We start from the raw sequence: 13,073 nt of genomic DNA, 5'->3' as shown, positions 1-13,073 counted from the left end.
ATCGTGCTTTCCGAAAATCGGGTCCGATTTTCGGGCCGATGCGCTAAGCCGTCTTGATTTCGCCCATGCGGTTCCACGCATCGAGGCCGGCGATCTTGTAGGCTTCGGCGAGAGTCGGATAGTTGAATGTGTTTTCGACGAAGTACTCGACGGTGCCCTTCAGATTGAGAACCGCCTGGCCGATATGCACGAGTTCGGTCGCGCCTTCCCCGATGATGTGGACACCGAGCAAACGCCGGGTCTTGAGTGAGAAGATCATTTTCAAGAGGCCTGAATCGAGCCCCATGATGTGCCCGCGCGACGTCTCCCGGAACCGCGCAATTCCACATTCGTAAGGAATGCCGCGCTCTTTGACCTCTTCTTCAGAGAGGCCGCAGGTGGAGATTTCCGGCACGGCATAGATGCCATAGGGGAAATATTTCTGCGGCTCCTTCGCGATTGCCCCGACGGCGACGCGAGCGGCGACGCGCCCCTGTTCCATGGAGGTCGAAGCAAGACTCGGGAAGCCGACGACGTCGCCGGCGGCGTAAATGTTCGGAACCGAAGTCTGGAATGTTTCCGGGTTCACCTTCAGCCGCCCGCGGCTGTCCGCTTCGAGCCCGGCCGCGGGCAGGTTGAGAGCGTCGGTCGCGCCGATCCGGCCAGCGGCAAACAAGACCATCTCGGTCGTAATCTTGCGGCCATTGTCGAGCGTAAGCAGAACCTTACCGTCTTCGAGCCGCTCCACTTTCTCCGCCTTCTGGCCGAGATTGAGCTTCATGTTGCGATCGCGCAATTGATAGGTGAAGTCCTCGACGATCTCCTTGTCGATAAAATCGAGCATCGTTGTCTTGGGATCGATGACCGTGACCTGCGTGTCGAGGGCGCTGAAGATCGTGGCGTACTCGATGCCGACAACGCCAGCGCCGATCACGACCAGCGAACGCGGCAATTCCCCAATGTCGAGCAACTCGTCGCTGTCGATGACGGTCTTACCGTCGAAGGGGATGTAGTCCGGGCGGAAAGGTTTCGTTCCGACGGCAAGCAGGATGCTCGTTGCGGAAACGGGAATGCTCTCGCCGTCGTCCTTGAGGATCTCGAGCGTCGTCGGGCTCACAAAACTTGCCCGGCCGCGGACATGCTGGACGCGGTTTCGCGCGAACTGGTGTTCGAGCACCTCGACCTCGTGATTTAGGGTGATGATGAGACGGCGGCGCAGATCGTCGGCGCTGATTTCCTGCTTCACCCGATAGGAGCGGCCGTAGAAGCCGCGCTCGCGCCACCCCGACAGGTTGAGCGCGGTCTCGCGAAGCGTCTTCGAGGGAATAGTTCCGGTATGGACGGAGACGCCGCCGACGCGCTTGCCCTGCTCGACGACGAGCACCTTCTTACCGAGTTTCGCGGCCTGGATGGCGCCCCTGCGCCCTGCCGGGCCGCTTCCGACGACGATGAGATCGAACTGGTTCATGAACGCTTCCCGTATGCGAAGAATCGTTGTGCAATGCGGCAAATTTCATCCGCAGGCGTTTATACCGTCAATTGTGCCGTTTGATGAAGCACCATGCGCATTGTTCTATCGTGGATGCGCCCGTGCCGAAATAAAGCTATGTTTGCGTATGACGTCGCCCGTTCGTTTTCTTGCGCGGCGAAGCACAGGTGGAATAGGAATGGCATCAGAAGCGACGGCGATCCCCGGCCATTCGGCTGGCGTGATAAAGGTCGAGACGGCGGTTCGGCCGACCCGCCCGGGAGTCGTCGCTGCCGCGGTCTACCAGGACGGGCAGCGCCTCCGCGACATTGAGATCGAAGAGGCGGGACAATGGCGTGACCGCGAAAACGTCGTCATCTGGATTGGCCTGCATGAGCCGGATGAGGCACTGTTGCGGCAGGTTCAGGCTGAATTCAATCTCCACGATTTGGCAATCGAGGACGCCGGAAAGGCGCACCAGCGTCCGAAGCTGGAAATCTACGGTGACGCGATCTTCGTCGTCGCGCGCACGGCCCACATGGCCGACGATCAGATTTCCTTTGGTGAGACGCATCTCTTCGTCGGTCGCGGCTACATTATTTCCGTTCGCCACGGGGCATCGACCTCCTACATGGCGGTCAGGCAGCGATGCGAATCCTCGCCGGCAGCGCTCGCCCATGGTGAGAATTACATCCTCTATTCGATCCTTGATTTCATCGTCGACAACTACATGCCGGTGGTCGAAGCGATCCACGGCGAGGTCGAGGAACTTGAGGATCGCTTGTTGCGCGGCCGGTTGGACAAGGCGGACATAGAACGGCTTTACTTGCTGCGTCGCAACCTTCTGCGCCTGCGCAATGCCGTGGTGCCGTTGGTGGACGTGTGCCGCCGGCACGAACACCTCGAACTTCCGGGCATGGATGCGGCGATGCAGCCCTTGTTTCGCGATGTGACCGATCATGTTCGACGGGTCCAGGAAGACATCGATGCGCTGCGCGAGGTGCTTGCCTTCACCTTCGAGGCGAGCCTGATGATTGGCCAGTCGGAGCAGACGGAAATCTCGCGCAAGCTCGCTTCGTGGGCAGCGATCCTGGCGGTTCCGACGGCGATTGCCGGCATCTACGGCATGAACTTCGAGGACATGCCCGAGCTTCGGTTCCGCTACGGCTATTTTGTCGTGCTGGCCGTCATCATCGGGCTGTGCGTTACACTCTACCGCTTCTTCCGGCGTGCGAAATGGCTTTGAAGCAAATGCCGGGCACGCACCCACGCTCAGCCACCGGTTCACTTTGTCGATATATCCTAGATAGCCCGGCAACGATCAGCTGTTACGGCTGCCGAATTCAACCCAATCCGAAGAACGACAAGACAGCTATCACGATCACAACTAGGCCCACGAGGTAAATGATTTGGTTCATCGGTCACTCCTTTCATGGGAATGAACGGACGCCACCGTAGGGAAGTTCCAAGCGAGTTGTTCAACGCGGCCTGCCACTGGATGGAGAGCAACTGTGGCGCACCTGACAGCTTCAGCGAGATGGCCGTAATGAGAAACAGGGTCGAGCGCGCGCCGTTGCGGGCCGCGGCTCACGACCACGCTAGAACAGTCGAAGGCCCTTGAGGCTCGCGTGCCCGTCCTTGCCGATGATGATGTGGTCATGAAGAGCGATGCCGAGCGGTTTGGCGGCTTCGGCGATCAACTTGGTCATCTCGATATCTGCACGAGAAGGCGTCGGGTCGCCGGAGGGATGGTTATGGACCAGGATCAGCGCGGTCGCTGATAGCTCGAGTGCACGCTTGATCACCTCACGCGGATAGACCGGCGTGTGGTCGATCGTGCCTCGCTGCTGGACCTCGTCGGCGATCAGCGCATTGCGCTTATCGAGGAAGAGGATGCGAAACTGCTCCTTGGTCTCATGCGCCATCGCTGCATGGCAATAGTCGATAACGGCGCTCCAGGATGACAGGACCTGCTTGTCGCGCAACTCGCTCTTCAGCATCCGGTGGCTCGCTGTGGCGATGAGCTTGAGATCAAGCGCGACCGACTCGCCAACACCCTTGACCTCCTGCAACAGATTGAGCGGCGCGCCGAAAACGCCTGCGAGCGTTCCGAAGCGCGCGAGCAGCGCCTTGGCAATCGGCTTCGTATCGCGACGGGGGATCAGCCTGAACAGAATGAGTTCCAGCACCTCGTAGTCCGCGAGCGCTGCATCGCCATGTTCGCGGTAACGGTCGCGCAACCGATCGCGATGGCCGTGATAATGTGCCTCCGCGGAAGGAGCAGAGATCACTTCGGGGTCGCCGACGCGCGGCTTTTGCTGTGCAAAGAACTGCCGCTCGTCCGTCGGCTGCAGTTCGCCTTCGGAGAGGGGCGGGGTCCTCGTCACGCGTTGCCCACTGCAGCAATGCCGGGCTTGAACAGGCCGGCTGGCGAAAGCGTGAAGATTTCGCAGCCATCCGCAGTGACGCCGATCGTGTGTTCGTATTGTGCCGAAAGCGAACGGTCGCGCGTGACGGCGGTCCAGCCGTCCGACAGAACCTTCACGTGCGGCCGACCCAGATTGATCATCGGCTCGATCGTGAAGATCATGCCTTCGCGCAGTTCAGGGCCTTCATTGGCGCGCCCATAGTGCAGGATGTTCGGCGCGTCGTGGAACAGCCGGCCGACGCCATGGCCGCAGAAATCGCGCACGACCGAACAGCGCTCGGATTCCGCATAAGCCTGTATGGCCTCGCCGATCGCGCCGGTGCGTGCGCCGGGCCGCACAGCCGCGATGCCGCGCATCAGGCATTCGTGTGTGACTTCGAGCAGCCGCTCCGCGGCACGTTTTACCTCGCCGACGGGATACATGCGGCTGGAATCGCCATGCCAACCATCCACAACATAGGTGACGTCGATGTTGACGATGTCGCCTTCGCGCAAGGGCTTCTCGTTCGGAATTCCATGGCAGACGACATGGTTGATCGACGTGCAAGATGATTTCGTATAGCCGCGATAGTTGAGCGTGGCGGGAAGCGCGCCGTGGTCCATGCCGAATTCGAAGACGAAGCGATCGATCTCTTCAGTCGTTACGCCAGGCTGTACGCGGGGCACCAGTTCATCCAGGCAACGCGCCGTCACCTGACAGGCCTTGCGCATGCCTTCGAAACCATCCGGCCCGTAAAGACGGATGACGCCGGTGTTCTTGTAGGGGGCAGCGCCGGCCTCGATATAGGTTACCATTACAGAACTTTCATTGTTTCAAGCGCATGTCATAAATCAGCGAGGGCGGGTTCGTCCACAGCCATCGCCGCAGTGGCTACTATTTGCGAGGGCGATATCGTGCATTTGATGGCATAAGCCTCAACGCCGCGTGTCGCAGCGCGCTCGAATGCGCGAGCATAGACCGGATCGAGTTCGCGGCATATCCGGAAGACATCGCAATCGTGTCTTTGGACAAGATAGAGCATGATTGCGCGGTGGCCGCTTTCCACCATGTCGCCGAGTTCTTCCAGATGCTTGGCGCCGCGCGCGGTCGGGCTATCGGGAAATTCAGCGAGGCCGCAATCGCGGCTGAAGTGGACGTTTTTCACTTCCACATAGGCAAGACCCTTCGTGGGGTCGCTGAGGAGGATGTCGATCCTGGAGTTGCGGCCGTATTTCTGCTCGCGCCGCAGTAGCGGGTAGGTATGAAGGTCGCCGACGAGGCCGGCCGCGATCGCTTCCTCGGCAAGCCGGTTTGGCAGTCCGGTATTGATGCCGACCAATGTTCCGTCCGCTTCGACGATCTCCAGCATATGCCGGTATTTCCGCGTCGGGCTGTCGTGCTCCGAAAGCCAGATCGGCGATCCCGGGGTGGTCAAGCCGCGCATCGAGCCGGTGTTCGGACACGAGCCGGTAATCCTCGTTCCATCGGCAAGAACGGCGTCAAAAAGAAAGCGCTTGTAACGCTGCACAAGCGTGGCTGGAACGAGCGGACGGGAGAAGTTCACGTGTGACCCATCAGGCCCGTGCGCGGACATAGGAGCCCGGCGCTTCCTCAAGCGAGTTGAGCGGCCCGCCGGGCTTTCGGGCCGGAACGCGTTTCTTGTCGAGCTTTTCAACCCAGCTGTGCCAGTGCGGCCACCAGGAGCCCGGTGTCTCCTTTGCCTTGCCGAGCCACTCGTCGACGTCGCCCTTGGCGGGACCGCCGGTCCAGTATTGATATTTGCCTTTGTCCGGCGGGTTGACGACGCCGGCAATATGGCCCGAGCCTGACAGAACGAACGTTACCTTGCCGCCGAAGAAGCTGCTGCCGAGGAACACCGATTTGGCGGGCGCGATGTGGTCTTCCTTCGTTGCTAGGTTGTAGATCGGTATCTTGACGTCGCCGAGCGAGATCTTCCGGCCGGCAAGCACCATCTCTCCCTTGGAGAGCTTGTTCTCCAGGTAGCAGTTGCGAAGATAGAAGGAGTGGTTGGCTGCCGGCATCCGGGTTGAATCGGAGTTCCAGTAAAGGAGATCGAAGGGCAGGGGCTCCTGGCCCTTCAGATAGTTGTTGACGAAATACGGCCAGATCAACTCGGACGCCCTGAGCATGTTGAAGGCGGTCGCCATCTTCGAGCCTTCGAGATAGCCGGTCGCGCTCATCTTGCGTTCGATTTGGCTGATCTGGTCATCGTCGACAAAGACCTTTAGATCTCCCGCATAGGTGAAGTCCACTTGCGTCGTGAAGAGTGTCGCCGAGCGGATGCGCTCATCGCCTTCGGCGGCGTGGAGCGCCAGCGTGGCAGCAAGCAACGTGCCGCCAACGCAGTAACCGATGGCATTGACTTCGCGCTCGCCTGTTGCCTGCTCGATGATGTCCAGGGCAAACCCGATCCCTTCACGGGCATAGGCCTCCCAGTCCTTCGAGGCATGGCGTTCATCGGGGTTGACCCAGGAGATGACGAACACGGTGTGCCCTTGGTCGACCGCCCATTTGATGAAGGATTTTTGCGGGTTGAGATCGAGCACATAGAACTTGTTGATCCACGGCGGGCAGATCAGCAACGGCCGCTTGAGAACTGTCTCGGTGCTCGCCTCATACTGAATGACTTGGCAGACATCGCTCTGGGCGATCACCTTGCCCGGCGTGATTGCGATGTTTTCGCCGATGGCGAACTTGCTGGTATCCGTCTGCCGCAACCTGAGATCGCCGCGCCCGGCAGCGATGTCTTCCGCAAACATCTGCATGCCCTTGACGAGGTTGGCACCACTTGATGCCACGGTTTCGCGATAGAGTTGCGGGTTGGTCGTTACGAAATTGGTCGGCGACAGGGCGCTCGATATCTGGCGCACGTAGAATGCCGCCTTATGCTTGGTATGGTCGTCGAGCCCCTCGGCGTCATTGACCATCCTCTCCGCCCAATCCGAGGTAGCGAGATAGGCCTGGCGAATGAAGTCGAAGAACGGATTCCTCACCCAGTCCTCGTCCGCAAAGCGCTTGTCGGTGCGCTCGATGCTCGTCGGATCCGTGGCAACATCGCCGGCCATGCGCTGAAGGCTACGCGACCAGATGTCAAAGAAACTGCCCATGAGATGTGTCTGGGCTTCCAGCGTTCGACGCGGGTCGGAGAGCCAGTACTCCGAGATCTTCGATAGCGTCTTGACCATGTCGGAGACGGGCTCGGCGAAGGTATCGGTCTTCTCGCCAGCTTCGCGCGGAGCAAGCCACGCAGACGCTGCCTTGCCGAGTTGTTCTGCTGCGCGGGCCAGGTTGACGGCCAAGCTTTCTGGATCCTTGACGATGTAGGGCTCGACCGATTTCGGATCAAAGCCGGCAAAGCCGCTCTTGCCACCGCCGTCCTCGGCCTTCCTGTCTGCTGTCACCCGGCGTCCTCCACAGCATCTTATCTGTTTTGCATTTTTACATTCTGCCCGAAAATGATTACAAGGGCTAGAGCGTTCAGCTTTCCAAAGGAATCACAGGAAGCGAGTAAATCGCTTTGAATTCAAGCGGTTAAAGTGTCATTGGCGTGTCTTTTTCGGGCACCCGGTGCACTGGCCATCGTCGCGCCGGAAAAACAGGGGTCATCGCCAGCATGCTTGTCGTCGGAAAACAGGGCTCGGTTTCTTGGGTTTTGGGATTGCTCCTCGCGGGCGCTCTTACCGGATGCAGTTCGACAGCCCAATTGGCCTCGTATCCATCCGTTTATGGGCAAAAGCCGGCCGCGGCCCCCCAGATGACCGAGGAAGAGGCGGTCTCGATGCAATCCCGGTTGACGGCGCTTGCCACGGCCCGCCAATCCGGCTCGATCTCCGAGGCCGAATATCAGCGGCGCTTGAAGGAATTGCAGTTGCTGGCCGAGCAACACGGGGCCGACACGCTGAAACAGATCGCGAATTAGCGCTTGCCTTTCCGGTGATTTGGACGCAAAGCGTTGAATGGCCGCGATGACGGCCGTTCACCACCGCGTTTGCTTCCGCGAAAGCCGAACGGCTTGTGGAGGCTTGCGCCAAACGAGGTTTGGAGATGGAAGAGTTTCATAAAGTCCGGCGTTTGCCGCCCTATGTTTTCGAACAGGTCAACCGTTTGAAAGCAAGCGCGCGAGCGGCCGGTGCTGACATCATCGACCTCGGAATGGGCAATCCGGATCTTCCCACCCCGCAGTCGATCGTCGACAAGCTTTGCGAGGTTGTCCAGGATCCGCGCACACACCGTTATTCGTCGTCGAAGGGCATTCCCGGTCTGCGTCGTGCTCAGGCCGCCTATTATGCCCGTCGCTTCGGCGTCAAACTCAATCCCGAGACACAGGTTGTCGCGACGCTCGGCTCCAAGGAAGGCTTCGCCAACATGGCGCAGGCGATCACCGCACCCGGCGATGTCATCCTGTGCCCGAATCCGACCTATCCCATCCACGCCTTCGGCTTTCTGATGGCGGGCGGCGTTATCCGGTCTATCTCAGTGGAACCGGACGACAGCTTCTTTCCGCCGCTGGAGCGGGCTGTGCGGCATTCGATTCCGAAGCCTTTGGCGCTGATTCTCAACTACCCGTCGAACCCGACGGCGCAGGTCGCTTCGCTCGACTTCTACAAGGAAGTCATCGCGTTTGCGAAGAAGCACGACATCATCGTGCTTTCGGATCTCGCCTATTCTGAAATCTACTTCGATGACGCGCCGCCCCCCTCCGTGCTGGAAGTGCCTGGCGCGATCGACGTGACGGTCGAGTTCACGTCGATGTCGAAGACGTTCTCCATGCCCGGCTGGCGCATGGGCTTTGCTGTCGGAAACGAGCGGCTGATCGCGGCGCTGACGCGGGTCAAGTCCTATCTCGACTACGGCGCATTCACGCCGATCCAGGTTGCCGCGACGCAGGCGCTCAACGGTGACGGCAGCGACATTGCCGAGGTGCGTAACATCTACAGGCGGCGGCGCGACGTGATGGTCGAGAGCTTCGGCAAGGCGGGCTTCGAAGTGCCGCCGCCGCCGGCGACCATGTTTGCCTGGGCAAAGATCCCCGAGAAGTTCCGTCATCTGGGCTCGCTCGAGTTCTCGAAACTTCTCGTCGAAAAGGCGGACGTTGCCGTCGCGCCCGGCATCGGCTTTGGCGAGCAGGGCGACGACTATGTCCGCCTGGCGCTCGTGGAGAACGAACACCGGATCCGGCAGGCTGCACGTAACATCAAGCGCTTCCTGTCCGCGGCCGATGAGACGATGCACAACGTCATCTCGTTTAACGCACACCGGTAGGAAATCGGGTCGGTCCGGTTTCCAAACCAGAATAGTCCCGCCACGCCTGGCGGGGCCTCTACATGTTAGGAACTTGCTATGTCAGATGCCCTCAAAATCGGCATTGCGGGCTTGGGGACCGTCGGTGCCTCGCTCGTGCGGATTCTCCAGGATCGTCATGAGATGCTGGCAACCACGTGCGGTCGGGCGATCGAGATCATGGCGGTGACGGCGAGGGACCGATCCAGGGACCGCGGCGTGAAGCTTTCGAACATCAAGTGGTTCGATGACGCGGTTTCGCTGGCGTCCGAAGCGGACATCGACGTTTTCATCGAGTTGATGGGCGGAGCCGGAGATCCGGCCTATTCCGCCGTGAAGGCTGCGCTGCAGCGGGGCATCCATGTGGTCACCGCCAACAAGGCGCTGCTCGCCGCCCACGGCATCGAGCTTGCGGGAATTGCCGAAGAGCATGGCGCGCTGCTCAACTATGAGGCCGCGGTAGCTGGCGGCATTCCGGTTATCAAGGCGCTTCGCGAGTCCATGACGGGTAACACCGTCTCGCGCGTCTATGGCATCATGAACGGCACCTGCAACTACATCCTGACGAAGATGGAGAAGGAGGGGCTTTCGTTCGAAGACTGCCTGAAGGAAGCCCAACGCCTTGGCTATGCCGAGGCGGATCCGGCCTTCGACATCGAGGGCAACGATACGGCGCATAAGCTGTCGATCCTGACCAGCCTCGCCTTCGGCACCGCAATCGCCGCCGATGACATCTACCTCGAAGGCATCACCAACATCTCGATCGAGGACATCCAGGCGGCCGCCGATCTCGGCTATCGGATCAAGTTGCTCGGGGTCGCGCAACGTACCGAAAGCGGCATTGAGCAGCGCGTTCATCCGACGATGGTGCCTTACGATTCCGTCATCGCCCAGGTCGACGGTGTGACGAACGCGGTTGCGATCGAGTCCGATATTCTCGGCGAACTGCTGATGGTCGGCCCCGGTGCTGGCGGCAATGCGACCGCGTCGGCCGTGCTCGGCGACATCGCCGATATCGCCAAGAGCCGCCCGGGCGCGCAACACGTACCGGCTTTCGGCCGCCCGGCGACCGCACTGTTGCCCTACAAGCGAGCCCGCATACAAAGCCATGAAGGCGGCTATTTCATTCGGCTGAAAGTTCTCGATCGTACCGGTGTCTTCGCCAACATCGCGGGGCATATGGCCGAAAACGATATCTCGCTCGAATCGATCATGCAGCATTCCAAGCACTACGTGGATCCCGCCGAACCGAAGACGATCATACTGGTCACGCATGCCACGCATGAAGCTTCCGTGCGCAAGGCGATCGTCGCCGTCAAGGGCGAGGGCTATCTTGTCGGGGAGCCGCAGGTCATCCGAATCGAGCGGCCAAAGGCGGGCTGATCGCCCACCGGCACATTAAAACTGTTGAGAAACGGCTCCGACAGGCCTCTGGCCCGCCGGAGCCTTCTTCATTCGGGTTCTTCCAGCCTGAAATGTCCGCTAAGAACAGAAGAATGCGGGCGGACAAATAACATGGACGTATTGGCGGACCCGATCCAAAGGGCATTTCTCGGCGTCGAGCGCTCGGTCAGCGGGCAGCGCTGGGTGTCGCGTCTGGATCAAGCCGGGCAAAACCGGGCCTTGGCGATTAGCCAGGTCCATGGCTATTCCGAGATGATCGCCCGCGTGCTCGCCGGCCGCGGCGTAGCGCTCGACGATGCTGCCGCGTTTCTCGATCCGACGCTTCGCGCGCTAATGCCGGATCCGGACACGTTGACCGATTGTCGCAAGGCGGCCGAGCGACTGGCACTGGCGACGCGCCGCCACGAAAAGGTGGTGATATTCGGGGACTATGACGTCGACGGCGCCGCCTCTTGCGCGCTGATGGTCCGCTTCCTGCGCCATTTCGGCATCGAGGCCGACATTTACATTCCGGACCGCATCTTCGAAGGTTACGGGCCCAATCCGCAAGCGATCGAACAACTGGTCGACAACGGAGCCGATCTTATCGTTACGGTCGACTGCGGTTCGACCAGCCACGAGTCCCTTGAGGTTGCCGCCCGCCGCGGCGTCGACGTCGTCGTCATCGACCACCATCAAGTGGGGTCATCCCTCCCGCCGTGCCATGCGCTCGTCAATCCGAACCGCGAGGACGACCTCTCCGGCCAGGGGCATCTTTGTGCTGCCGGCGTCGTCTATCTTGCCCTCGTCAATACCTTGCGGGTGCTGCGCGGCCAAAGGGATCCGCGTGCTGCGTCGTTCGATCTGTTGGCGCAGCTTGATCTTGTCGCATTGGCGACCGTCTGCGATGTGGTGCCGCTCAAGGGGCTCAATCGCGCCTATGTGGTCAAGGGGCTGATCGCCGCGCGTCACATGGGAAATAAGGGCCTCGCGGCGCTTCTCCGCAAGGCTGCAATCGGCGGCCCGGTGACGCCCTATCATCTTGGATTCCTGATCGGCCCGCGTATCAATGCGGGTGGACGAATCGGCGATGCCGCCTTGGGCAGCAGGCTGTTGGCGCTCGAAGATGCGGCGGCCGCCGAAACGATTGCCGGCCGGCTCGACGAGCTTAACCGCGAGCGTCAGGCCATGGAGGCGGCGATGCTCGCCGAGGCCGAAGCGGAGGTGCTGGCGGAATACGGGACCGGCGAGGGGGCTTCGGTGATCGTCACGGCGCGGGAAAGCTGGCACCCGGGAATCGTTGGGCTCATCGCGGCACGCATCAAGGAAAAATTCCGCCGGCCTGCCTTCGCGATCGCCTTTGACCCGAGTGGGCGAGGAACGGGATCGGGGCGTTCGATCAATGGTTTCGACATGGGCCGGATGGTGCGGGCGGCGGTCGAAAGCGGTCTTCTCGTCAAGGGCGGCGGCCATGCCATGGCTGCGGGCTTGACAGTTGAGCGCACAAATCTCGGCAGGCTTCGGCAATTCTTCGAAGAGCGGGCCGAAGCGGTGGTGCGCGATCTTGTGTCCACGGAGACCCTGAAGGTTGACGGCGCGCTCGGTGCGTCGGGTGCGACGATCGAACTGGTCGATCTCCTGGAGCAGGCCGGCCCCTATGGTTCTGGACATCCGCAGCCGATCTTCGCCTTTCCGCAGCACCGGCTGCGTGACTCCCGACAGGTCGGCGCCAATCACGTCAAGGTAACGCTCGAGGGCCAGGATGGCAGCCGGATCGACGGCATCGCCTTTCGCGCCACCGAAACGCCTATCGGCGACTTCCTGCTTGGCAGCCGCGGCTCCACCATTCATGTGGCGGGATCGGTTTCGGCGGACCTCTGGCAGGGAACCCGTCGCGTCCAACTGCGTGTAGCGGACGCAGCAAAGGCGATCTGACGAATTCGAGAATGGTGGAGCGTGATACTCCTCGCTTGGTCCAAAGCCCTTCCAACCATGCCGACCCGGCGGTTATCTCAGTAGCGTGACCGCCTCTATCGGAAAGCGAATCCCCCGGGTGCACCGCTCTGCGGTACGATAGTCGGGTCGGAGAAATTGCGGTAACCGAGCAGCGGAACGTCGCATTTCAGATCAAACTGGCCGACGGGCGCCTTGCGGACACAATCATTCGTCGTGCGGTACGGATGGCCTGCTATCTGATGGGTTCCAGGCGTAGGCCCGATGCTGCCGGTCGTGGTGGTGCACGAGACGAGCGCTGCACTGGAAAGCACGCTGGCCGTAATCAATGTCGAAGCGCAATAATTCATGGATTCCCCCCAATTTCGTTTTCCGGCTGGTCAGCAGTCGGATCAGGCTTCCAATATATCAGAAAGTGCTCAAATATAGGGGCAAGGCCTAAGTACAGTATTCCTAAGGCGAATTGCTATCTGGCCGGAACCTTTGGTCAGGTTGGCTTACGCCTGTGTAACTGTAAGATTTGATTGGGATTATGGCACGCCCAACGGGACTCGAACCCGTGTTTCCGCCGTGAAAGGGCG

Annotated in this window: 10 protein-coding genes; 5 read left to right on the top strand and 5 right to left on the bottom strand. The window is 60.6% G+C overall.

Features of this window, described 5'->3' with window-relative positions; genetic code table 11:
- Window positions 1-43 precede the first annotated feature (43 nt).
- Window positions 44-1,447: a Si-specific NAD(P)(+) transhydrogenase gene (sthA, locus tag GHK62_RS00595; protein WP_153436434.1), complete on the bottom strand. Its 1,404-nt coding sequence runs from the start codon at window positions 1,445-1,447 to the stop codon at window positions 44-46.
- Between the two features lie 199 nt (window positions 1,448-1,646).
- On the opposite strand from sthA, the gene GHK62_RS00590 reads away from it, so the two are divergent.
- The gene (locus GHK62_RS00590) at window positions 1,647-2,693 is read left to right on the top strand and encodes a magnesium and cobalt transport protein CorA (protein ID WP_234886731.1); all 1,047 of its coding nucleotides are present in this window, start codon (window positions 1,647-1,649) and stop codon (window positions 2,691-2,693) included.
- Between the two features lie 352 nt (window positions 2,694-3,045).
- On the opposite strand, the gene radC is transcribed toward GHK62_RS00590, so the two are convergent.
- Genes radC through phaC form a run of 4 tightly spaced genes read right to left on the bottom strand, consistent with a single transcriptional unit; the run spans window position 3,046 to window position 7,277 of the window.
- Window positions 3,046-3,834: a RadC family protein gene (gene radC / locus GHK62_RS00585; RefSeq protein ID WP_184109032.1), complete on the bottom strand. Its 789-nt coding sequence runs from the start codon at window positions 3,832-3,834 to the stop codon at window positions 3,046-3,048.
- Window positions 3,831-4,670, bottom strand: coding sequence for a type I methionyl aminopeptidase (gene map / locus GHK62_RS00580; RefSeq protein WP_153436433.1), 840 nt, complete (start codon window positions 4,668-4,670; stop codon window positions 3,831-3,833). The genes radC and map overlap by 4 nt, the downstream gene beginning before the upstream one ends.
- A 29-nt stretch (window positions 4,671-4,699) precedes the next feature.
- Entirely contained in the window at window positions 4,700-5,419 is a 720-nt protein-coding gene (gene sfsA / locus GHK62_RS00575; RefSeq protein WP_184109034.1) for a DNA/RNA nuclease SfsA, read from the bottom strand.
- Between the two features lie 10 nt (window positions 5,420-5,429).
- On the bottom strand, window positions 5,430-7,277 hold the full coding sequence (gene phaC, locus GHK62_RS00570; RefSeq protein WP_184109036.1) for a poly(3-hydroxyalkanoate) polymerase subunit PhaC: 1,848 nt from the start codon (window positions 7,275-7,277) through the stop codon (window positions 5,430-5,432).
- Window positions 7,278-7,489: 212 nt separating this feature from the next.
- Here phaC and GHK62_RS00565 point away from each other — a divergent pair, with 212 nt between their 5' ends.
- The 4 genes from GHK62_RS00565 to recJ all read left to right on the top strand — a co-directional run bounded on the left by GHK62_RS00565 (window position 7,490) and on the right by recJ (window position 12,474).
- Entirely contained in the window at window positions 7,490-7,795 is a 306-nt protein-coding gene (locus GHK62_RS00565; protein ID WP_153436431.1) for an SHOCT domain-containing protein, read from the top strand.
- A 125-nt stretch (window positions 7,796-7,920) separates the two neighbouring features.
- A complete protein-coding gene (locus tag GHK62_RS00560) occupies window positions 7,921-9,138 on the top strand; it encodes an LL-diaminopimelate aminotransferase (RefSeq protein ID WP_153436430.1) in 1,218 nt (405 codons plus the stop codon).
- Window positions 9,139-9,216: 78 nt separating this feature from the next.
- Window positions 9,217-10,539 carry a homoserine dehydrogenase gene (locus tag GHK62_RS00555; RefSeq protein WP_153436429.1) on the top strand — a complete coding sequence of 441 codons (1,323 nt, stop codon included), beginning with the start codon at window positions 9,217-9,219 and terminating at the stop codon, window positions 10,537-10,539.
- A gap of 132 nt (window positions 10,540-10,671) precedes the next feature.
- Entirely contained in the window at window positions 10,672-12,474 is a 1,803-nt protein-coding gene (gene recJ, locus GHK62_RS00550) for a single-stranded-DNA-specific exonuclease RecJ (protein WP_153436428.1), read from the top strand.
- The last annotated feature ends 599 nt before the right edge of the window (window positions 12,475-13,073 follow it).

The sequence above is a fragment of the Sinorhizobium terangae genome (assembly GCF_009601505.1).
In the GTDB taxonomy this organism is placed as follows: domain Bacteria; phylum Pseudomonadota; class Alphaproteobacteria; order Rhizobiales; family Rhizobiaceae; genus Sinorhizobium; species Sinorhizobium terangae.
This window is presented reverse-complemented; position numbering and strand designations above follow the sequence as displayed.